This is a genomic window from Campylobacter sp. RM9328 (assembly GCF_012978615.1).
The window spans coordinates 15,058-36,340 of record NZ_LIWF01000012.1; the positions used below are offsets into that span (position 1 = coordinate 15,058).

The following is a 21,283-nucleotide window of genomic DNA, read 5'->3' on the forward strand; positions in this document are numbered from 1 at the left end:
GCTTAGATTTTATCCAAATCAAGCTTTAATTTCACTTAGCACTAATATAAAAACAAGTTTTATTTGTATCTATATGTTATGCGACCTTTATCTAGGCTATATGGTGTAAGCTCGACTTTTACACGATCTCCTGGCATTATTTTTATGTAATGCATTCTCATTTTTCCAGCGATATGACATAAAATCACATGCTTATTATCAAGCTCAACCTTAAATGTAGCATTAGGTAAAGCTTCGACTACGTTACCGTCGATTTCTATAACATCATCTTTTGCCACTCATACCTCCATTAAATTTTCAAATTTCTGACTTACTTAAAATTTCAGCTTTGCCGTTTACGATAGCTACACAATGCTCGTAGTGACTCGTTCTAAGGCCATCTTTGCTTGTTACCTTCCATTTGTCAGCACCTATTATCGGGGTGCCGTCTTTTTGACAAATCATAGGCTCAATGCAAAACGTCATTCCGTTTTTTATCTTTGGTCCGGCTTTTGGATTATTTCCTTCAAGGTAATTAGGAACTTCAGGCTCTTCATGAGGACGTTTGCCTATGCCGTGTCCACAAAATCCTCTAAGAGGAACAAAGCCACGTGCAAGAATAAATTTTTCTATCTCATAGCAAACTTCTTTAAAATGCATACCGGCTTCAATGAAATCAATAGCAAAATAAAGAGAGTCTTTACTGCAATCTATAAGCGCCTTATCTTGTTTTGAAATTTCCCCCACGCCAAATGTTCTAGCACTATCGCCAAAATATCCGTTTAAATTCGAACCAATATCAACACTTACGATATCGCCCTTTTTTAAAACGTATTCGTTTGGGATTCCGTGTATAACAACTTCATTTACACTTATGCAAGCAGCATTTGGAAATCCATAAAGTCCTTTAAAAGCAGGTTTTGCCCCCGCACTTCTTATCATGTCTTCACAGATTTTATCTATCTCAAGTAGAGAAATTCCTGGTTTTATGATAGTAGAAATATAATCAAGCGTTCGAGCGACGATCATATTCGCCGCTCTCATATTTTCAATCTCAGCCGGTCTTTTTAACGAAATAGCCATTTTGTTATAGCCCGACCGCACTTAGCGTTTGATACTTGTTCATATAAATTTGCGCTTCTATTCTTCTCATTGTATCAAGAGCGACCGAAACAACGATAAGTACAGAAGTACCACCAAAATAAAATGGAACACCCATGGTTTTAACCAAAACCCAAGGTAGAGTTGAGATCAGACCAAGATATATAGCGCCGCTAAACGTTAGTCTTCCAGCAACTTCGTTTAGATAGTTAGCCGTATTTTCACCGGGTCTAACACCTGGTATAAAACCACCTTGTCTTTTTAAATTTTCACTTATATCTTTTGTATTAAATACGATAGAGGCATAAAAATATGCAAAAAAGATAACAAATAAAAACGTTAAAAAGTTAAACATATAACCATTTGGATTTAAAAAATCATTAATAGCTTGTATGTATGGGTTTGTGCTTGCCTGTAGTATAGTACTTGGAAACATAAGTATCGCAGAGGCAAAAATCGGAGGTATAACGCCGCTTAAATTTACTTTAATCGGAATATAATTCATTATACGTTTATTTTGATTTTGCATAACAACCTTACGAGAATACGAAATCGGAATACGTCTTTCGCCCATTTCTACAAAGATGATCGCTCCGATAGTAGCAAGTATCACAAGTAAAATTCCTATAACAACAAGGAAGTTCATCTCGCTTGTATTTACTAGATTTATCGTACCGCTAATCGCACTCGGGATACCTGAAACAATACCTGCGAAAATGATAAGACTGATGCCGTTACCGATACCGCGCTGAGTAATCTGTTCACCGATCCACATAAGTAGCATCGTTCCTGTTAGCATAGAAACAGCAGAAATCGCTATAAATAAATTCATATCTATCATAATAGCCTGCTCACCGCCACGTCCAGTAAGACTTTGAAGTCCTATACTAACACCGATTGATTGGATCAAAGTGATAATTATCGTAGCGTAGCGGATGATTTGCATGTATTTTTGCATGCCGTCGCGTTCTTTTTTCATCTTACCCAAATTTGGGAATGTAGCAGCTAAAAGCTCCATGATGATAGAAGCAGTAATGTAAGGCATAATACCAAGAGAGATAATACTAAGACGCTCAGCGGCGTTACCGCTAAACATATTGAATAAACCTAAAGCGTTGTTGTTGTTCGAGCTAAAAAATTCCTTAATAACATCGACATTAACGCCAGGAACCGGCACATATGCCAGTATCCTGTATGCGAACAAAAATGCCAACGTGATTAATATCTTGTTGACGAGTGTTTTATTCATTATTTTTGTCCAGTTACGCTAACGTTACTATCTTTTATCTTTGACACAAGTTCTTTAGCGCTTGATCCGATAAGTTTTATTTTTGTTACGCTCTTTGAAATTTTATGAACTGTTGCGATTGATGCTATAGTTATTTCGTTAAGCTCTTTTACCGCAACGATCTTTTCTACGTTAATAACATAAGGTTTTTCAAATTTAGAAGCAAAACCTACTTTTGGTAGACGTCTTTGAAGCGGTTGTTGTCCACCCTCAAAACCACGCTTCTCATTGTAGCCTTTTCTTGCTCTTTGACCTTTATTACCTTTTCCTGCAGTTTTACCGTTACCGCTACCTTGACCGCGACCTATTCTCTTTGTAGAGTGCGTTGAGCCAGGAGCCGGAGTTAAATTTTCTAGTGCCATTTACTTTCCTTTCTCTTAGCTTTTTAGCATACTAAGTGCTTTTATAGTAGCACGAACGACGTTTGCCGAGTTGTTTGAACCAAGTGATTTTGTAAGGATATCCTTAATACCTGCAAGCTCTATAATAGGGCGTGCACTACCACCGGCGATAACACCTGTACCTTCGCTAGCTGGGCGAAGTAAAACACGACTTGCATTATACTTAACTTCGATATCGTGAGGTATAGTTGTACCTTTAATTTTAACTTCGATGATATTTTTAAACGCATCGTCAACAGCTTTTCTCATCGCATCAGGAACTTCCTTAGCCTTACCGTAACCAAAGCCGACAAGACCTTTTCTGTTTCCAACTACAACAAGAGCTGTAAACCTAAATCTACGACCACCTTTAACAACCTTTGTAACCCTGCCGATATCGACCATTACTTCTTCAAATTCTTCTCTATTATACTTTTCCATCGATTTTCCTTTGGGTTATAGTTTGATGCCATTTTCGCGTAGAGCATCGGCAAATGCAGCAACTACACCGTGGTACAGGTAGCCATTTCTATCAAATACCGCTACTTCAATACCTTTAGCTTTTAAAGAAGCCGCAAATTCTTTAGCTAAAACAGCAGCACCGTCTTTATTTGCTTTTATACCCAATTTGCGTCCATCTGCAGCAGCTAATGTTGTAGCCGTAACATCGTCGATAGCTTGAGCGTAAATAGTTCTATTTGATTTAAAAATAGATACTCTAGGGCAGCTGGCAACACCTGAAATTTTACCTCTAACTCTTTTTTTTCTCTTTAATCTAAGAGCTAGTTTTCTTTTTAATACTTTTGCTGTCATAACCTATCCCTTACTTCTTAGATGTCTTGCCCGCTTTGCGGATTATGCGCTCTTCAACGTATTTAACACCTTTACCTTTGTATGGCTCTGGCGGTCTAAATCCTCTAACTTGAGCAGCAACTTGACCGATAACTTGTTTATCGCTACCTTTTAGGGTAATTACGTTTCTCTCAACCGTAGCCTCGATGCCTTCTGGAAGCTCATAGTTAATTAGGTGTGAAAAGCCTAAAGTTAACTCTAAAATTTTACCTTTAACAGCCGCTTTATAACCAACACCGTTGATTTCTAATTGGCGAGTAAAACCTGCAGTAAGACCTATAACTATATTGTTAGCTAAAGCTCTATATGTACCCCAGAATGCTCTGCTTTGGCGATCTTCGCCTTTTGCAGCAAAAACTATTGAACCATTTTCGATTTTGACATCAACATTGCCTTTTGTGTCAAGCTCTTTTGTTAAGTTGCCCTTTTTAAATTTTAGGACATTATTATCAACACTGACTTCTACACCAGCAGGTATAGCTATCGGTTGTTTTCCAATACGTGACATTTATTTCCTTTACTTGTCTAGGGTGCTTTTACAATCTTGAATCAGCACCACAATGCCGTAAATTTTAATGCTTTCGCAAAAACTAACCTAAATTTTTAAGGCATTAAGCCTTAAAAATTACCAAACTGTACAAAGAATTTCACCGCCAACACCAGCTTTGTGTGCGTCTTCGTTGCTTAAAACGCCTTTGCTTGTGCTAACGATAATCGTTCCGTAACCGTTTTTGAAACGCTTGATGTCGTCTTTACCTTGGTAAACACGGCGACCTGGTTTTGAAACTCTTTTTAGTTCGTTTATAACGCTTTGTCCGCGCTCGTCGTATTTAAGAACAACATTAATGAATTTTTTGTTATTCTCTTCTACAACATTAAAGCTCTCTATGTAGCCTTTTGCAGCAAGGATAGAAAGAGTAGCCTCAACAACATTTGAATGTAGAAGCTTTGTTGTCTCAAGCTTTCTCATGCTTGCATTTCTGATACGGGTTAGTCCGTCTGATATTAAGTCATTTAACATATCTTTTCCTTACCAACTTGCTTTTTTAAGACCAGGGATTAGTCCTTCGTTAGCCATTTTTCTTAGGCAGACACGGCAAATTCCAAAGTCTTGATACACAGAGTGCGGACGTCCGCAAATTTGGCATCTTGTATAGCCGCGAACCGCAAATTTAGGTTTGCGTGCAGCTTTTGCTATCATTGATTTTTTAGCCATATTACTTTCCTTTTGCAAACGGCAAACCAAATAGCTCTAGCAATTTGAATGCCTCTTTGTCATTGTTAGCCGTTGTAGCGATAGTTATGTTCATACCGTGAGTACGTAAAATTTTATCATACTCAACCTCTGGGAACATTAGCTGCTCAGTTAAACCAAAGTTGTAATTACCGCGTCCGTCAAAGCCATTTCTTGGTAAACCACGGAAGTCTTTAACTCTTGGAAGCGCAACACTTATAAGTTTATCTAAGAACGCATACATTTGCTCTTTTCTTAAAGTAACTTTTATACCGACAGGGAAACCTTCACGCACTTTAAAGCCTGCAACTGATTTTTTAGCATTTGTTATAATTGCTTTTTGACCAGCGATTAGCGAAATAGTGTCTGCCATGTTTTGAAGAACTTTTTGATCCTTTGCAGAATCATTTGCTCCAACGCTAATAACAATCTTTTCAAGTGCCGGAATAAGCATCGGGTTTTTAATATCAAATTCTTTAACTAAAGCAGGTTTAATGCTCTCGTTAAATTTATCTTTTAATCTACTCATGCTCTTACTCCTCAACTTTCGCAACATTTGAGATGTCTATCGGCATTTCTTTGTTAATATGACCGCCGTTTGGAGTCTTCTCGCTTGGTTTTATAGCCTTCTTAGCTACTTTGCAGCCTTCAACTATAACTTGACCTTTTTTTGCAAGAACAGATAAAACTTTACCAGTTTTACCTTTGTCATCTCCGGTGATTATCTTTACGGTATCACCTTTTTTGATCTTAAATTTAACGTTTGCCATTATAGAACCTCCGGTGCTAGTGAAACGATCTTCATAAAGTTAGCATATCTAACTTCACGACCAACTGGTCCAAAGATACGTGTTCCTACTGGCTCTCTTTTGTTATCAAGGATAACGGCTGCGTTCTCGTCAAAACGAATCAACGAACCATTGTCTCTTTGAACTTCTTTTTTAGTTCTAACAACTACAGCTTTTACAACTTGACCTTTTTTGATCTTACCGTTTGGAAGAGCCTTTTTAACAGAACAAATAATGATATCGCCAAGTGTTGCGTATCTTCTTTTGCTGCCGCCTAAAACCTTAATACACATTAATTCTTTTGCGCCGCTATTATCAGCAACTGCTAGTCTTGTAAAACTTTGAATCATTACTCAACTCCCTTTGCTAAAACAGCTTTTAAGCGAAAGCTTTTACGTGCAGAAAGCGGTCTGCACTCAACTGCGATAACCGTATCTCCTGCGTTTAGTTCATTTTTCTCATCATGAACCAAATATTTCTTAAAACGTTTTACAAATTTATGATATCTTGGGTGCATAACGCGTCTTTCTACCAAGATAGTAGCTGTTTTATCACCGGCTTTTTGTAAAACTACGCCTTGAATTTCTCTTTTTAATGCCATATTTCACCCCTTACTTTGTAGCACTAATTGCAGTGTTGATCTGTGCTATCTCTTTTTTAACAGCACTAATCTCATTAGGGTTGCTTAACTGCATAGTTTTTAACTTTTGTTTTAGTGTAAATAAAAGCACCTTTTTCTCTTTTAACAATGCGTTTAGTTCTGCAACGCTTTTGTCTTTAATCTCAGTATATTTCATTTTCACTCTCTCGCGTTACAAATTTTGTCTTAAACGGCAACTTGTGCATAGCTAGAGTTAATGCTTCACGTGCAAGCTCTTCACTAACACCTGCCATTTCATAGATGATACGACCAGGTTTGATATTCATAACCCACTCTTCAACACCTGCCTTACCTTTACCCATACGAGTTTGTAGAGGCTTTTTAGTTAGCGGTTTATCAGGGAAAACTCTAATCCAAATTTTAGCCTGTCTTTTAACATGACGAGTTAGAGCTTGACGAGCAGCTTCTATTTGGCGTGAATTTACACGTCCAGCTTCAACTGCTTTAATAGCAAATTCGCCTGTTGATAAAGATGCACCGCGAGTTGCATAGCCGCGATTGCGACCTTTCATTTGCTTACGAAATTTCGTTCTTTTAGGCATCAACATAATTATTTACCTCTTCTTGCTCTGCGTGGTTTTCTATCAGCTTTTTCTTCTTCGTTACGCTCTGCTTGAACGCCTTTTTGAAGAACTTCACCTTTAAATATCCACACTTTAATACCTATGTTACCATAAGTTGTGTGTGCTTCTGCAACACCGTAATCAATCTTCGCTCTAAGTGTATGGAGTGGAACACGTCCCTCAAGATACCATTCAGTTCTTGCCATCTCGGCACCACCAAGACGTCCTGCAACTGAAATTTTAATACCTTTTGCACCTGACTTTTGAGCACCTTGGATAACTTTTTTCATCGCGCGGCGGAAAGCAACACGTTTTTCTAGTTGCATAGCAACGTTTTCGGCTGCAAGTTGAGCAGAAGCTTGAGCTTTTCTTTCCTCTTTAATGTTAATGTTCACATCTTTGCCGATTAGTTTTGCAACATCGTTTTTAAGAACTTCAACATCTTGACCTTTTTTGCCGATGATAATACCAGGGCGAGCTGCAACTACTGTTACACGTAGTTTTTTAGCTGTTCTTTCGATTAAAATTTGGCTTATTCCCGCATAATAAAGTTTTTTCTTTAAAAATGCACGAATTTTATAGTCCTCGCCGATGTTTTGTGCAAGGCTATCTTTAGAAGGAAACCAGCGTGATTCCCAGTTGCGGTTTATACCTAGTCTAAGACCTATCGGATTTACTTTTTGTCCCATATTATGCTTCCTTCTTTTCAGGTTTAGATACTTCTACCATTACATGAGAAGTTGGTTTGCGAATTCTACTCGCAGTTCCTCTTGCTCTTGGTCTAAATCTCTTTAACACAGGACCAGCATCCACGCGACAACTGCTAACTACAACCTCCTCAGGCTCAAAACCGCCGTTTGCAACAGCTGAGCTGATAGCGTTTGCTATAAATTTAGCACCGCGATTTGGCATAAATTGCAAACTTGCAAGGGCTAATTCGGCATTCATGCCTTGAACTTCACGTGCAATTAGTCTAGCTTTTGTAGGAGAGAGTCTTACAAATTTTATAATAGCTTTACTCATACTCTACCCCTTACTTGCCGATTTTCTTTTGCACAGAGCCTTTATGACCCTTAAATGTGCGTGTTGGAGCGAATTCACCAAGTTTATATCCAATGTGGTTTTCAGTAACATACACAGGGATAAAGCTTTTGCCGTTATGAACGTTAAATGTTAATCCAATCATTTCAGGTACGATCGTGCTACGTCTTGACCATGTTTTGATTGGTTTATTGTCATTTGCAGACTTAGCCGCAACGACTTTTTTCATTACATGCTCATCTACGAAAGGACCTTTTTTGAGTGATCTTGCCATCTCTATTTTCCTTTCCTTCTTGAAATTATAAGCTTATCGCTTGCTTTTTTGCGGCGAGTTTTAGCACCCTTAGTCGGTTTACCCCATGGAGTAACCGGATGACGACCAGAGTTTTTCTTACCTTCACCACCACCGTGTGGGTGATCTACCGGGTTCATCGCAGAACCACGAGTTTGTGGGCGGATACCGCGGTGGCGATTACGTCCTGCTTTACCTATAGTAACATTTGCCCAATCTTCGTTGCCGACAATACCTACAGTAGCCATACACTCAGCAAGAACTTGTCTCATTTCACCGCTTGGCATTCTTAGGATAACGTATTTTTCTTCTTTACCCATAAGTTGTGCATAACCACCAGCTGAACGAGCGATTTGAGCACCTTTGCCAGGTTTTAACTCGATATTGTGAACGATAGTACCAACAGGGATAAAGCGTAATTTCATAGCGTTACCCGGTTTTATATCAAGTGATCCTTCGTCGATCGAAGCTACAACATCGCCTACGTTTAAGCCGCTAGGTCTGATGATATATCTCTTCTCGCCGTCTTTGTATGATATAAGTGCAATACGGCAGTTTCTGTTTGGATCGTATTCGATCGCTTCAACTTTACCTTCGATACCGAATTTGCGGCGTTTGAAGTCGATGATACGATATAATTTCTTAGCACCTGCCTCTTTATGGCGAGATGTTATACGACCATTATTATTTCTACCACCAGTTGCAGGAAGTTTGATAAGAAGACTTCTAACACTTGGTTTAGCCGTAATGTCTTCTGAACTTAGTCCAGTGATATATCTACGGCTTGGAGTATATGGTTTATATGATTTTATAGCCATTTTATGCCTCCGTATTTTCTAGGCTTACGCCTTCCGGTAATTTGACATAAAATTTCTTGAAATCATCTCTTACGCCAACTCTACCTCTAAAACGCTTAACTTTGCCATCCATTCTAAGTGAATTTATGCGAAGTGGCGTTACACCGAAATACTCTTTTAAAACCTCTTTTAAGCCGTTTTTAGTAACCTTTGGTGAAGTTTGGATAACTACAACGCCTTGTTCTTGAAGGCCAAGAGTTTTTTCTGTATAAATAATTGTTTTGATATCAGTTATATCTGCCATTTTAGCCCTCTTTTGTTATAGTTTGTAGTGCTGCTTTTTCGATAATAACTGCACTATATGTTGCTACCAAATAAGCATTTACTTCACTTGCATCAACAACATAGCAATTTGCTAGGTTTCTAAAAGCTAAAAGTGTTTTATCGTCAAGTAGATCTTTAACTACTAAAACATCTCTTACGTTTAGAGCTTTGATAACTTTTGCAGCATCTTTAGTTTTTCCGCTTTCGATAGCGATGCTATCAACAGCAAAAAGCTTATTAGCTGCTGCTTTTTCATTTAGAGCAAATTCAAGAGCAAGTCTTTTTTGCTTCTTGTTTACTTTTTGGAAATAGTTTTTATTATTTGTAGGACCAAAAGCTACTGCGCCGCCAACCCATACGTTTGTTCTAGTTGAACCGGCACGTGCACCACCACGACCTTTTTGTCTCCATGGCTTCTTGCCGCCACCGCTTACAAATGCACGACTTTTAGTGTGAGCCGTGTTTGCTCTCATGCTAGCTAGGTAAGATTTTACATAAAGATAAAGATTGTGCGGATTTACTTCTGCAAATTCTGCAGGAAGCGCAAGTTCGCCTGACTTTTCAAATTTCTCGTTTAATACTAAAACTTTACTCATTTTACAATCCTTATTCTACCCATTGCACCGTTATGTCCCGGAACGCAACCTTTTACAACAACGATACCGTTGTCTGCGTCAAAACTTACTAATTCATTTTTAACGGTTACTTTCTCATTTCCCATGTGTCCAGCCATTTTCATACCAGGTTGAACACGTCCAGGCCATTCGCAGTTACCGATAGAACCGTGACGTCTATGGAAGCGTGAGCCGTGAGATTTAGGACCGCCTGCGAATCCGTGTCTTTTAACAACGCCTTGATATCCTCTACCTTTTGAGTTAAAGCTAACTTTTAAAACTTTAGCTTCTGTTAAAGGTGTAACATCAAGATTTCCAGCCTCTGTATTTGCTACAGTCAAAGTTGCAAATTTGTTAAATTCGGCAGTTAGATTGTATTTTTTTTGCTGACCAGCTATGGCTTTATTAGCTGCTTTAGTGTCTGCATAAGCAACGATAGCACGTTTATTAGCATCAACTTCGCATACCTTAGCTTCAACAAGTCTTAGTAGTGTAACCGGTGTGCTTTGAGCAGATACCGTTCTACTCATGCCTATTTTTTCTACGATATATTCCATACTCTTTTCCTTTTATCCGCTTACTTCATAGCACGAACTTCGACATTTACTTCTGGAGCAAGGTCGAGTTTGGTTAGGCTATCTACGGTCTCTGGAGTAGCTGCTACAATGTCAAGCATTCTAGCGTGTATTCTCATTTCAAACTGCTCACGTGAGTCTTTATTTACGTGTGGAGAGCGTAAAACTGTGTAGCGTTTGATCTTCGTAGGCATTGGCACCGGACCACGAACATCGGCACCGGTTCTTTTGACAGCTTCTACAATTGCTGCAACTGTGCGGTCTAGAACTCTATGGTCATAAGCTTTTAGCTTAAGCCTGATTCTTTCCATGTTTTTTCCTTTAAAAAGAACTTGTCGCAAACTCGCGACCTCTTTACATAATCAAAACTTGCATAGGATTTTCTACTTTGCTACTCTCGTAACTTTTCAAGAAGCATTGAAATTTCAATGGCTTTAATCATACAAGCAGACCTAAGTCTTTCGTAAAGAGATCGCGATTTTACTAAAAAAAATCTAAATTTGCAAGTAAATGGGTAAATTTGAGTTAAATTTAGTAAATTTATTTCCTTTTAAAAAGGAAAGTATATAATTTGCAAAAGGATAAAATTTGAAAGATTTGGATTTTTTTTATCATTTGCCGTTAAAAAGCATAAAATTCATCGCCAGAAAGGAGTTTATCTCCAGTGCGAAAACACTTATTTTAGGATATCCCGGAAGCGGCAAAACAAGCCTTATACTTGACGCACTAGATGAGTATAAACAAGAGGAAAAGCTTTACATAAATTTAAAGGATTTACGCATTAATGCCGATACAATCCTTGCAAATTTGATAGAATTTTTAAAAGAAAACCAATCCATAAAAATACTTGCGATCGACAATGCGACAACGCAAGATCAAATGCAAAAATTATCTCAAATTTCAGAACTTGAAAAGATCATAATATCAACAAACAACAAAACTCTAACCATACCAAATTTTAGAGTTCTTCACCTTGAGTATCTCGACTACGAAGAATTTATGCTGTTTTTTAGAAAAAACATTTCACCAGAGGCTTTTTTTAGCCATTTTTTAGCTCATGGAACATCTGTGGCAAACACCATGGTAGAGCCGAGCGAAACAGCGCAAATCACACAAAACAAACTAAGAGCGGAGCTTAGTCAAACAAATTTACAGATCATAAAAGAATGTGCGAAAAAATGTGCCGAAACCATAAGCGCACATGAAATTTATAAAATTTTAAAAGAACGGATAAAGATCTCAAAAGACAGCGTTTATGCCGGACTTATCGAGCTTGAAAATAACGGCTTTATAAAATTTTTGAGCAAATTTAACGAGCCAAATGCGGCAAAAAAGCTATTTTTTAACGATTTTTCCGTAAGAAATGCTCTAAATTTAAAAAAAGACTTTAATGCAAATTTCTCAAATATTGTCTTTTGTGAGCTTTCAAAATTTAAAGATGAAATTTTTTATACGAATGAGTTTGATTTTTTCCTTACTAGAAGGAAACTCGCTATAATATGCGTTCCATTTACGGATAGCGAAATAGTGTTTTTAAAATTTAAAAAACTTCATGTGACGCTAAAACGCATGAATATAACTAGACTGCAAGTTATCAGCGTAGCAAACGCCGGTGAAATAACCATAGAGGGTATAAAATGCGAAATTTTGCCGTTTTCACGCTGGGCTTTGGGTATATAAGGAGAATTTATGAGAGCGATTTTTATGGTTTTGTTGTGTGTTTGCGCACTATTTTCTTATGAAATAAGACATGAAAACGAGGGTAAAATTTACAAATTTACAGGTGATGCAAATGGAGAAAAGTTTGAATTTTACATAACAAATCTTAGCGCCGAATTTGAGAATTTTAACTCCAAAGATGCTCTAAAAATTCCTCCAAAAATGCAAGGTCATCTATTTTTTAAGGGCTCTAAATTTGAATTTAGCAAAGGCGAGATAGTATATGATAACGGCAAAATACTCCAAATAAACGCACTTTCAGAGTGGCTAAATTTAAGCATAAAAAGAGAGCAAGGTGATAAATTTGAAGGCAAGCTAGCCATAAAAGGCAAGGCGATGAAAGCTACGGCAAAGAAAGTTTTTACATATGAAACCTTGGTGCTAGCGTCACAAACCATAGATTCAAATAAAACAAGAACGGAGGTTTTATCAAGTGATTATTTTGGTTCTAAATTTAAACAAAAATACAAAAACACACTCTCATCAAGGCTCGACGAACTAAGATCACAAAACAAAAACGCAATATCTTCTGTAAATTTAGAGTATCAAAACGACAAAATCAGAAGCTCGGTCACGCTAAAAAACGATAGTAAATTTTGCTCTACCGTGAAGATAAAAGATCAAAAAAAGCTAAAGCTAAAGGATGTTTTTAAAAGTAATGATCAGAATTTAACAAGTGAAAATTTCATGATTTCTCCACTTGGAATCTCATTTTGTGATGAAGAAAAAACTATATCCATAGAAGAGATAAAACCCTATCTTAAAGAAAATTTCGGACTTTTAGATGAATAAAATTTGCGGGATTGACGAAGCGGGACGGGGAGCGCTTGCAGGATGTATGGCGGTTGCCGCTTGCGTGCTAAAATGCGAGATAAAAGGACTAAATGATTCAAAACAACTAACCGAGAAAAAACGTGAAGAGTTATTTGAGCAAATCGTGGCAAATTCAAATTTCTTAATCACCTACTTTTCAAACAAACAGATCGACACTTTGGGTCTTAGTGAGTGTTTGCGCCGTGCTTTAAATTTATTTAAACTACATTTTAGCGAGTATGAAATTTTATACGACGGCAACGCAAACTACGGCACCGGCATAAAAACGATGATAAAAGCCGACGGTAAAATCCCAGAAGTAAGTGCAGCAAGTATCTTGGCAAAAGTTAGCAGGGATAGACTAATGAGAGCTTGGGATAAAATTTACCCCTCATACGGATACGCTCTACATAAAGGATATGGAACAAAAGCGCACATTAATGCGATACAAAATTTAGGAGAAAACGAACTTTTGCGAAAAAGTTTTACACTTAAAAAGGTCGAAAATTCGCTATTTGAAGATACCAGCCTTTATTGAAACAAAATTTTATAAGGTGCCTATTTAATTAAGCTCTTTAATCATAAAGTTATGCTAGCATATCAGATTAAAATTTAAGGAACACCTTGTTAAGAAATGTATCTTCAATGGGGAAATTTGCCTTTTCCTCGATAATCATCACCGCATTTGTCATTATGGCGATGCTTGAATGTTTTAACCTGGCTCATATTTATTCAAATTATCAAAATAATATATCAAATTTAAAAGAATTTTTTATACTACAAGAGAAAGAATCAATCCGCAAAGAGGTATATGAAACAACAAGTAAAATACAAAGCGACTACGACAGGCAGTATAAAAATTTTATAGACGCGATCAAACATAAAACCCTAAACGCGCTAAATGCAGCTAGAGAATTTCATAAAATTTCATCAAGCAGAGACGAATTTATAAAAAAAATGAGAGAGGATGTGACCAGCGAAGACGAAGGGTATTTTGTATATGACCTTAGTGCAACGCCTTTCATACAAAGCGAATTTCATTCGACAAAAAACGTCAGCACGGTCGTTTCAAATATCGTCTATAACCATATCGATATAACCACAACCACAAAAAAAGGACGTAACTTCATAAGCCACGCTATCGTCTATGAGCCGGCAGGCGTCGTCATAGGATATGCGAAAAATTTGGATGAATTTAATGAAAATTTCACAAATAAAACAAGAGACTACATCCGTTCGTTATCAAACGGAGATAGCTATATCTTCATCATCGATAGGAAAAACAACAAAATAGTTAGCGGCGACTCAGAAGAGATACAAGATAGTAGCTTTAGCTTATTTGACGAAAAACGCAGACAGACCCTATACAAAATAGGCAGCGCTACAAGAGGCGGTAACGAGGCATTTATAACCTACGAATGGCTAAAGCAGGACAAAACAATAACTGAAAAAATATCTTTCATCAAAGATATAAATTTACTAGACTGGTCGATCGGCACAGGGATATACCTGGACGATATGCATAACTACTTAGATAAACAAAAAAATATCTTTTATAGCGACTTTGGCTCAAAACTTATACTGTTTACCTTTTATCTTTTGGTCGTTGTTGCCGTGCTTTATATGCTAGCAGTTAGCGCAAAAAAGAGGGTAGTAACGTCATTTACCACTTTTGCAGACTTTTTTAACAACCAAACCGACTTAAAACGCCTTGAAACGGACAAGATAAAATTTCAAGAACTAAAAGACATAGCAAGCAATATCAATAAAATTTTAGATGAAAAAGATGAGTTGCTTGATACGAAAAACCAAATACAACTTGCCTTAAATAAATACAAAAATTCACTCGAGACATCAAATATCGTCTTTAAATTTAACGAGAAAAACCTCATAACATTTGCAAACAGCGCATTTTGTGACTTGATCGGTTACGCAAAAAATGAACTCATCGGCAAACCGATTAGAAGTATCTTTATAAAAGAGAGAAACAACAGCAAGATAAAAGAGGTAAACGAAGCCGTCTTAAGAAAGAGTGAGTGGGAAGGCGTCCTAAAAGCACAAAAGAAAAACGGCGAGATATGCCATATCAAAGCAAATGTAGTGCCGATAGAAACTACAGACGCAAAAAGCAAGCTTAACTTTTTATGCATCTGCCAAGATCTTACGACGTTCATGGAGCATCAAGAACTTATGCGAACTGAGCTACAAGACCCGCTAACAAAACTGCCTACAAGGCAAATGCTTATTAACAAACTATCAAAGCAGCAAGGTCAGTTGTTTGTAGCAAATTTTGATATATTAAAATTTAGACAGATAAACGAATACTACGGTCTTGACATAGGAGATATGGTTTTAAGTGAGGTCGCAAATATAGTTAGAAACCTAACAAAAGATCAAAATTTAGAGCTTTATAAACTAGAAAGTGACAACTTCGCCATAGTAGGAGATAAAAAGCACTGGGAAAACGATGACTTTTACAAATTCTGCGAAAAAGCCATAGAGTATTTTAAGACAAATTCCGTCATCGTAGAAAACAATAAATTTTATATCGATCTAGCCTTTGGTATATCTTCGGATATGCAGATCATGACATCAGCTATCGCAAAAGAACAAGCTAAAGATATGAACCAACAGATAGTAGTATTTGAGGATAAAAAGGACGAGCTAGCGCACAATGTCGTCCTAACTAGAGCCATACAAAAAGCCATAGAAGAAGACAAAATAGTGCTATATAAACAAGCAGTGATCGATAATAGCACAAATACCGTATCAAAATACGAATGTCTTGTTAGGATGGTAGACGACACAAATAACGTTGTTCTTCCGATAGACTTCCTTGCCGCTGCCAAAAAGTCAAATTTATACAAAGAGGTAACAAAGATCGTCATCGAAAAGGCATTTGCGTATTTTGCAAAAAATAACGAAAATTTCGGTATCAACCTAACGATAGATGACGTGATGGATGGTGAATGCCTATCGCAGATCAAAGATCAATTTAGAAAACATCCCGGCATAGGTGAGCGTTTAACTATAGAGCTTACAAAAAATAAAGAGATAAACGACTTTGATAAGATAAATTTATTTATCGACGAGGTTCGCAAATTTGGTTGTAAAGTCGCGATAGATAACTTCGGTACAGGATATACAAATTTCGAATATCTTCTAAAGATCAAAACAGACTTTATCAAGATCGATGGTTCTATCATAAAAAATATCGACCACGACGAGCACGCAAGAAAAATCGTCAAGCTAATGATAGAGCTTGCTAAAACACTTGGTATACAAACGGTTGCCAAATACGTGCACTCAAGCGATGTAAGCAAAATGGTAAATTCTATCGGTGTAGATGCCTCTCAAGGTTTTTACTTTGACATGCCAAAACCACTTGGAGCATAATGAAAACGTTAATTTTCCCCATACTAGCTATTATTTCATCAGCACTTGCCTGTTTTATGCCTGAAATTTTTGTAGGCTACAAAGGTCACATTATCACTCTTTTAGTTATTATCATGCTTGGCATGGGTATGACACTCACGTTTAATGACTTTAGAGATATATTTTATAAAAAGTCTGCCCTAGGCATCGGTATAACCCTTCAGTTTGTCGTAATGCCTATTGTCGCACTTGGCGTCTCCATGATGTTTGGACTAGAAAACGAGCTTATGGTTGGGATGATGCTAGTTGGCACTAGCGCAGGAGGCACAGCCTCAAATGTTATAACCTATATCGCAAAAGGAGACCTAGCCCTATCCGTAAGCATGACACTTTGCTCTACTCTGCTCTCTATCGTTTTGATGCCGTTTTTAACCTGGCTTTATATCGGGCAAAAAGTTCCTGTTCCTGCCATAGATATGTTAATAGATCTTATTAAAATAACACTTGTTCCACTAACGATAGGAATTTGTTTAAACACATTTGCCCACAAATTTATACAAAAAATTCAAAAAGTAATGCCTACTATTTCAATGGGCGCGATCATACTCATCATCGCGATAATTGTTGCGGCAAATAATGCAAATATCCAAAAAGTAGGACTTTTAGTAGTTTTAGCGGTCATGATACATAACTGCTCTGGGCTTTTGTTTGGCTACTTTGGAGCAAAAATTTGTGGTTTTAGCGAAAAGATAGCAAGAACGATCGCTATTGAAGTAGGTATGCAAAACTCAGGGCTTAGCGTAGCCCTTGCCATAAAATACTTTTCAGGGCTTAGCGCATTGCCAGGAGCTATATTTAGCATATGGCATAATATCTCGGGCGCTCTACTGGCTAGCTTTTGGGCTAGCAAAACTAGCCCTAGCACAAAAGAGTAGCATTAAAGCTACCCTTTTGTAGTTTTACTTTTTGTCTTCTAGTTTGGCTAGGTGTCCTGCCAAAAACGAGCCGAATTCATCTTGCGTGAGAACTCTTTTGTCCCCAAGTAAAGCCTTACATTCTTTACCAAGCTCGCATAAAATTTTACGATTTGCCTCGCTTTGTGATTTGCCATTTTTAGCAAGTATGTTGTTTAACTCATAATCCTCTGAAAAATTTACCAACTCTGCGTCTTTTGCCATTTTAACTCCTTGTAAAGATATTTTAAAAGTATACGCCTTTTTGGTTAATGTATGGATAAATTTAAATCAAGCTACTCTCTGCCTGTTAGCAAAGGCACAAAAAGACACTCGTCAAAGATATGCTCACTTATATTTGCATCAGAGTCCTTTTTATACTGGACTATGTATTGTTTATCGGCTTTTTTTATAGGAGCCACTAAAATTCCACCGCTTTTAAGCTGGTTAAAGAGGGTTTGAGGCACTTCGTCGGTTGCTGCAGAAAGAAGAATTCTATCATATGGAGCATAGCTTTTCCAGCCGTTATTACCGTCGTCATATCTTACATGAACATTTCTGATCTTTAGCGTTTCAAAACGTTTTTTTGCCTGCATGGCTAGTTTTTCGATACGCTCTACACTAAAGACGCGGTGAGCAAGGTTTGAAAGTATAGCAGCTTGATAACCGCTTCCACAGCCTATCTCAAGCACATTATCGATATTTTCACACTCAAGTGCGCTTGTCATCTTTGCCACGGTTAGCGGTGAGCTTATCCATTGATTACCTGCGATAGGTTGGGCATTAAGTGAATACGCATGTGCGCCAACAGGAGAAAATATCTCCCTTGGGGTGTTACAAATAGCCCTATAAAGCTTTGGTGTAAGCATTATCTCATCAGCTATATCATCGGCTAAATTTTTACATTTTATCTCTTCTAATGCGTTCAATTTTCTCTTCCTAACTTTTACATAATTTCTAAATTTTGTTTTAGTTGGGTGATTAAATTTCTGTCAAATTTTATGCTTTTTTTGAATTCTCCATCCGGTAAAAAAACACCACTAAACTCAAGATCAAGCGAACTTGCAACTACAACATAGCAAATATTTACCATAGCTAATGCCTTGCAAAGTAACACAAAAGCTTCTTTCCTCTCTTTGCCCCACATAGCCGGGACTAAGATGATCTCAGCACTCTTAAGCCTTTGCCAAAGATCTATAAATCTAAGCTCAAAGCAGATCAAAACTCCGACCTTAATACCTTTAAATTCAAAAATTTTTACCTCGCTCTCATCGGCAACACTAAATTTTTCATGCTCCAAATTTGGACGAAAGAGTTTTGTTTTGGATTGAGCGTGAAAAACTTGCGTATCATTTAGGATAACAAATTCATTAAATATCCTTGCAGATACTTTTTCATGCTCTTTAGTGGTATCAGTCTTTTGTATGCTCTTTAGATGGGTAAAGGCTAAAAATTTATCTTCGCTTAAAGCGTCTTGCAACTCCTCCATCAAGATAGAGTCAAAGCTACCTAACATCTGTGGTAGCATGGCGCTATTTGCTCCTGCAAAAAATCCGTCAAAATCATATCCGCTAACACAAAGCTCGCTTGCAAGCATTAGCGAATTTCTGGGGGCTTGTGAGATTTTATCCATCAACTCAAGCTTTCGTAATTGAACATTTGATGCACTAAGCGTTACCGGATATAAATTTAACTCCGTTAAATTTTGATCAGAAGTCATCAAAACTTAAGCTGCCCTTTGAGTAGTTTGTGACCTTGCTTTCAAAGAAATTTGACTTTTGATCGTTAAATTTAGCAAAGTCATCAACCCATTTTATCGGATGTTTGGCATTGTATTTGCGCTTTAAACCAATAGCAATCAAGCGTTGATCTACAAGATAATGGATGTATTCTTCGATGATATCGTCGGTAAGACCCATGATTTGATTTTGAGTGATATATCTACCCCATTTTATCTCTAAATTTCCGGCTTTTTCAAACATGTCATAAATTTTTGCTTCAACTTCAGCCGTAAAGAGGTCTGGGCGCTCGGTGCGAACACTGTTTATCATGTTTTGAAAAAGTAGTAAGTGAGTTATCTCATCTCTTTGGATAAAGCGTATCATTTGGGCTGAGCCTAGCATTTTACCGGCACGTGCAAGCGCATATATCGCCGTAAATCCGCTGTAAAAATAAATTCCCTCTAAAATTTGGTTTGCCACCATTGCAAGCAATAGCTTTTCATCCGTTACCTCGCCAGCTAACTCCTCATAAACGCTTGAGATATAGTCATTTTTCTCTCTTAAAACCTCGTCGTGCTTTTCCATCTCATAGATAAGGTCGGTATTATCACATATCGCCTCAACCATAACAGCATAAGACTTAGAGTGGTTTGCCTCTTCGTATGCTTGGCGAGCTAGACATGCGTTAATCTCAGGAGCAGTGATGTATGGGTTTATATTGTCGGCAAGGTTATTTGTTTGGAAACTATCCATGGAGATTAGTTGGCTCCAAACAAGGTCATACATGCGCTTTTCTGCCTGAGTTAGGTTGTAGGCGTAGTCGCGCACGTCATCAGTAGTATCTACTTCTTTTGGAAACCAGGTGTTTGCCTCCATTAAGTCCCAAAGCTTTAACGCCCATTGATACTTTGCCTTGGTGAAATTTAAGATCCCGTGCGGATTGCCGTTAAATACGCGACGATCTGTCAAGGTTTCATTTGAACTTGGATTATAAATTCGTTTTCTATTCATGTTTTACCTTTAGTTTTTAGGTGATTTTACCCAAAATAAGGTTAAATAAAGTTTGTGACACACACCAAGTTATCTATTTATACGTTTAAAAGTAAGCATAAACCCACTAATCGTCAAAATACAAAATAAAATACAAACAAGCGAAAATATAGCTCTTCCAACCTCGCCAAAAACATCTCCTTGATGAATGCTAAGCACAAATCGACTTACATCTCTTGGAGTTTTAAATTTGCTATCGTTTTTGTTTGGCTCGACTTTTATCTCCGAACTAAATTCCATCAGCTTTCCGTTCTTAGCCACCTTGAAAAATCTCTCATCACCCTTATCATGTCGCACACTATAAATACCGCCTTGCACAACCAGTGTAGTATCGCGTAAATTTGAGTCGTCATAAATTTCATCGATATATTTAAATTTTTCGCTATCTAGCGGATTAAAAGCTCTTTTATGATGCTTGTGGCTCATGCTTGCGGTTTGTAGTCCAAATGCTTTGTTTACGCCATTTTTGATAAATCCGTAAGACCAGTAAAGCCCTGTTAAAGCCATTATGAGCAAAAAAAGTGCACACCACACACCAAGCACACCATGTATCTTGTATAAAAACGCATATCCGCGACTTTTAAAGCTTATGCTCATTGCATTTTTGATACCGCGTCTTAGCAGCGGCATATAAAGCCAAATTCCACTTAATATCAACAGCACAAGGCTTACCGTGCTAATGGCAACTATATGTTTACCGGCAATTCTTGCTGTGTCATTTTGCATAAAAGAAAGGGCTAAATTTCTATGAAGCATAAGCATAAACTGCGCGACTTGCCTAGTCTTATCCTCTTTGATATCGCCCGTATAGGGGTTGATAAAAAGTGTTTGAAGGGAATTTGTGGTTTGAATTCTTGCTATTAATGCGTCATCTTTAAGGCTTGAGATTTGCATGCTGGCAAAGCCTATTTTTTCATATTTTTTGATAATGTTTTCTAAAATCTCACTTGGCTTTAGCCTTTTTTCATCCAGTGGCTCGACCTTTAAATTTGAGCTATTTACGACGCCAATTATCTCATTTTGATACTGGACAAATACTGCACTAAGCGTGATAATCAACAAGGGTAATGTAGCAAGAAATGACAAAAGTAGGTGAAGATTAAAGACAAATTTATTGCGCCTAAAAAGCATTATACTCCTTTTTGAAAAAGATATTTTATATC

33 protein-coding genes are annotated in these 21,283 nt (G+C 37.4%); 5 read left to right on the plus strand and 28 right to left on the minus strand.

What is annotated here, in order from left to right; translation table 11 throughout:
• Positions 1-59: 59 nt before the first annotated feature.
• From infA to rpsJ, 23 genes are all read right to left on the minus strand, one after another.
• Positions 60-278: a translation initiation factor IF-1 gene (gene infA, locus CCAL9328_RS08250; RefSeq protein WP_009649712.1), complete on the minus strand. Its 219-nt coding sequence runs from the start codon at positions 276-278 to the stop codon at positions 60-62.
• A 19-nt stretch (positions 279-297) separates the two neighbouring features.
• Entirely contained in the window at positions 298-1,062 is a 765-nt protein-coding gene (gene map / locus CCAL9328_RS08255; RefSeq protein WP_169938239.1) for a type I methionyl aminopeptidase, read from the minus strand.
• A 4-nt stretch (positions 1,063-1,066) separates the two neighbouring features.
• Positions 1,067-2,329 carry a preprotein translocase subunit SecY gene (gene secY, locus CCAL9328_RS08260; protein WP_169938241.1) on the minus strand — a complete coding sequence of 421 codons (1,263 nt, stop codon included), beginning with the start codon at positions 2,327-2,329 and terminating at the stop codon, positions 1,067-1,069.
• Entirely contained in the window at positions 2,329-2,730 is a 402-nt protein-coding gene (gene rplO, locus CCAL9328_RS08265; protein WP_169938243.1) for a 50S ribosomal protein L15, read from the minus strand. The genes secY and rplO overlap by 1 nt, the downstream gene beginning before the upstream one ends.
• A gap of 15 nt (positions 2,731-2,745) precedes the next feature.
• Positions 2,746-3,189, minus strand: coding sequence for a 30S ribosomal protein S5 (gene rpsE / locus CCAL9328_RS08270; protein ID WP_169938245.1), 444 nt, complete (start codon positions 3,187-3,189; stop codon positions 2,746-2,748).
• A 15-nt stretch (positions 3,190-3,204) separates the two neighbouring features.
• Positions 3,205-3,561, minus strand: a complete 357-nt coding sequence (gene rplR, locus CCAL9328_RS08275; RefSeq protein ID WP_169938247.1) for a 50S ribosomal protein L18 — start codon at positions 3,559-3,561, stop codon at positions 3,205-3,207.
• 10 nt (positions 3,562-3,571) lie between these two features.
• Entirely contained in the window at positions 3,572-4,108 is a 537-nt protein-coding gene (gene rplF / locus CCAL9328_RS08280; RefSeq protein ID WP_169972372.1) for a 50S ribosomal protein L6, read from the minus strand.
• Positions 4,109-4,225: 117 nt separating this feature from the next.
• On the minus strand, positions 4,226-4,621 hold the full coding sequence (gene rpsH, locus CCAL9328_RS08285; RefSeq protein WP_169972373.1) for a 30S ribosomal protein S8: 396 nt from the start codon (positions 4,619-4,621) through the stop codon (positions 4,226-4,228).
• Between the two features lie 9 nt (positions 4,622-4,630).
• The gene (locus CCAL9328_RS08290; RefSeq protein WP_034970020.1) at positions 4,631-4,816 is read right to left on the minus strand and encodes a type Z 30S ribosomal protein S14; all 186 of its coding nucleotides are present in this window, start codon (positions 4,814-4,816) and stop codon (positions 4,631-4,633) included.
• Position 4,817: 1 nt separating this feature from the next.
• The gene (gene rplE, locus CCAL9328_RS08295; RefSeq protein WP_169972374.1) at positions 4,818-5,363 is read right to left on the minus strand and encodes a 50S ribosomal protein L5; all 546 of its coding nucleotides are present in this window, start codon (positions 5,361-5,363) and stop codon (positions 4,818-4,820) included.
• 4 nt (positions 5,364-5,367) lie between these two features.
• Positions 5,368-5,604, minus strand: a complete 237-nt coding sequence (gene rplX, locus CCAL9328_RS08300) for a 50S ribosomal protein L24 (protein WP_169938254.1) — start codon at positions 5,602-5,604, stop codon at positions 5,368-5,370.
• Positions 5,604-5,972 (minus strand): 50S ribosomal protein L14, encoded by a 369-nt coding sequence (gene rplN, locus CCAL9328_RS08305; RefSeq protein WP_169938256.1) that lies wholly within the window; start codon positions 5,970-5,972, stop codon positions 5,604-5,606. Before rplN ends, rplX begins: the two co-directional genes overlap by 1 nt.
• Positions 5,972-6,223 (minus strand): 30S ribosomal protein S17, encoded by a 252-nt coding sequence (gene rpsQ, locus CCAL9328_RS08310; RefSeq protein ID WP_169938258.1) that lies wholly within the window; start codon positions 6,221-6,223, stop codon positions 5,972-5,974. The genes rplN and rpsQ overlap by 1 nt, the downstream gene beginning before the upstream one ends.
• Before the next feature lie 10 nt (positions 6,224-6,233).
• Positions 6,234-6,419, minus strand: a complete 186-nt coding sequence (rpmC, locus tag CCAL9328_RS08315) for a 50S ribosomal protein L29 (protein ID WP_169938260.1) — start codon at positions 6,417-6,419, stop codon at positions 6,234-6,236.
• Positions 6,406-6,831 carry a 50S ribosomal protein L16 gene (gene rplP, locus CCAL9328_RS08320; RefSeq protein WP_169938262.1) on the minus strand — a complete coding sequence of 142 codons (426 nt, stop codon included), beginning with the start codon at positions 6,829-6,831 and terminating at the stop codon, positions 6,406-6,408. The genes rpmC and rplP overlap by 14 nt, the downstream gene beginning before the upstream one ends.
• A gap of 2 nt (positions 6,832-6,833) precedes the next feature.
• Entirely contained in the window at positions 6,834-7,535 is a 702-nt protein-coding gene (gene rpsC, locus CCAL9328_RS08325) for a 30S ribosomal protein S3 (RefSeq protein WP_169938264.1), read from the minus strand.
• A gap of 1 nt (position 7,536) precedes the next feature.
• A complete protein-coding gene (rplV, locus tag CCAL9328_RS08330) occupies positions 7,537-7,869 on the minus strand; it encodes a 50S ribosomal protein L22 (RefSeq protein WP_169938266.1) in 333 nt (110 codons plus the stop codon).
• 10 nt (positions 7,870-7,879) lie between these two features.
• On the minus strand, positions 7,880-8,161 hold the full coding sequence (gene rpsS / locus CCAL9328_RS08335; protein ID WP_169938268.1) for a 30S ribosomal protein S19: 282 nt from the start codon (positions 8,159-8,161) through the stop codon (positions 7,880-7,882).
• Positions 8,162-8,163: 2 nt separating this feature from the next.
• Entirely contained in the window at positions 8,164-8,997 is an 834-nt protein-coding gene (gene rplB, locus CCAL9328_RS08340; protein WP_170000431.1) for a 50S ribosomal protein L2, read from the minus strand.
• A gap of 1 nt (position 8,998) precedes the next feature.
• The gene (locus CCAL9328_RS08345) at positions 8,999-9,280 is read right to left on the minus strand and encodes a 50S ribosomal protein L23 (protein ID WP_169972375.1); all 282 of its coding nucleotides are present in this window, start codon (positions 9,278-9,280) and stop codon (positions 8,999-9,001) included.
• Position 9,281: 1 nt separating this feature from the next.
• Complete coding sequence (gene rplD / locus CCAL9328_RS08350; protein WP_169938275.1) at positions 9,282-9,896, minus strand: 50S ribosomal protein L4; 615 nt, start codon at positions 9,894-9,896, stop codon at positions 9,282-9,284.
• Complete coding sequence (gene rplC, locus CCAL9328_RS08355; protein ID WP_169938277.1) at positions 9,893-10,471, minus strand: 50S ribosomal protein L3; 579 nt, start codon at positions 10,469-10,471, stop codon at positions 9,893-9,895. The genes rplD and rplC overlap by 4 nt, the downstream gene beginning before the upstream one ends.
• Before the next feature lie 20 nt (positions 10,472-10,491).
• Positions 10,492-10,800: a 30S ribosomal protein S10 gene (gene rpsJ / locus CCAL9328_RS08360; protein ID WP_169938278.1), complete on the minus strand. Its 309-nt coding sequence runs from the start codon at positions 10,798-10,800 to the stop codon at positions 10,492-10,494.
• 277 nt (positions 10,801-11,077) lie between these two features.
• Here rpsJ and CCAL9328_RS08365 point away from each other — a divergent pair, with 277 nt between their 5' ends.
• The 5 genes from CCAL9328_RS08365 (at position 11,078) to CCAL9328_RS08385 (ending at position 17,331) form a co-directional block, all read left to right on the plus strand.
• The gene (locus CCAL9328_RS08365) at positions 11,078-12,169 is read left to right on the plus strand and encodes an ATP-binding protein (protein ID WP_169938280.1); all 1,092 of its coding nucleotides are present in this window, start codon (positions 11,078-11,080) and stop codon (positions 12,167-12,169) included.
• A 9-nt stretch (positions 12,170-12,178) separates the two neighbouring features.
• On the plus strand, positions 12,179-13,000 hold the full coding sequence (locus CCAL9328_RS08370; RefSeq protein ID WP_169938281.1) for a hypothetical protein: 822 nt from the start codon (positions 12,179-12,181) through the stop codon (positions 12,998-13,000).
• The gene (gene rnhB, locus CCAL9328_RS08375; RefSeq protein ID WP_169938284.1) at positions 12,993-13,559 is read left to right on the plus strand and encodes a ribonuclease HII; all 567 of its coding nucleotides are present in this window, start codon (positions 12,993-12,995) and stop codon (positions 13,557-13,559) included. The genes CCAL9328_RS08370 and rnhB overlap by 8 nt, the downstream gene beginning before the upstream one ends.
• A gap of 86 nt (positions 13,560-13,645) precedes the next feature.
• Entirely contained in the window at positions 13,646-16,417 is a 2,772-nt protein-coding gene (locus CCAL9328_RS08380) for an EAL domain-containing protein (RefSeq protein ID WP_170000432.1), read from the plus strand.
• A complete protein-coding gene (locus CCAL9328_RS08385) occupies positions 16,417-17,331 on the plus strand; it encodes a bile acid:sodium symporter family protein (protein WP_169938288.1) in 915 nt (304 codons plus the stop codon). Before CCAL9328_RS08380 ends, CCAL9328_RS08385 begins: the two co-directional genes overlap by 1 nt.
• Before the next feature lie 24 nt (positions 17,332-17,355).
• On the opposite strand, the gene CCAL9328_RS08390 is transcribed toward CCAL9328_RS08385, so the two are convergent.
• From CCAL9328_RS08390 to CCAL9328_RS08410, 5 genes are all read right to left on the minus strand, one after another.
• Complete coding sequence (locus CCAL9328_RS08390; RefSeq protein ID WP_169938290.1) at positions 17,356-17,574, minus strand: hypothetical protein; 219 nt, start codon at positions 17,572-17,574, stop codon at positions 17,356-17,358.
• A 71-nt stretch (positions 17,575-17,645) separates the two neighbouring features.
• Positions 17,646-18,278 (minus strand): protein-L-isoaspartate(D-aspartate) O-methyltransferase, encoded by a 633-nt coding sequence (locus CCAL9328_RS08395; RefSeq protein WP_169938292.1) that lies wholly within the window; start codon positions 18,276-18,278, stop codon positions 17,646-17,648.
• 17 nt (positions 18,279-18,295) lie between these two features.
• Positions 18,296-19,069 (minus strand): carbon-nitrogen hydrolase family protein, encoded by a 774-nt coding sequence (locus CCAL9328_RS08400; RefSeq protein WP_170000446.1) that lies wholly within the window; start codon positions 19,067-19,069, stop codon positions 18,296-18,298.
• Positions 19,059-20,081: a ribonucleotide-diphosphate reductase subunit beta gene (locus tag CCAL9328_RS08405; protein ID WP_170000433.1), complete on the minus strand. Its 1,023-nt coding sequence runs from the start codon at positions 20,079-20,081 to the stop codon at positions 19,059-19,061. Before CCAL9328_RS08405 ends, CCAL9328_RS08400 begins: the two co-directional genes overlap by 11 nt.
• A 69-nt stretch (positions 20,082-20,150) precedes the next feature.
• Positions 20,151-21,251, minus strand: a complete 1,101-nt coding sequence (locus CCAL9328_RS08410; protein WP_169938298.1) for a PepSY-associated TM helix domain-containing protein — start codon at positions 21,249-21,251, stop codon at positions 20,151-20,153.
• Positions 21,252-21,283: the final 32 nt, after the last annotated feature.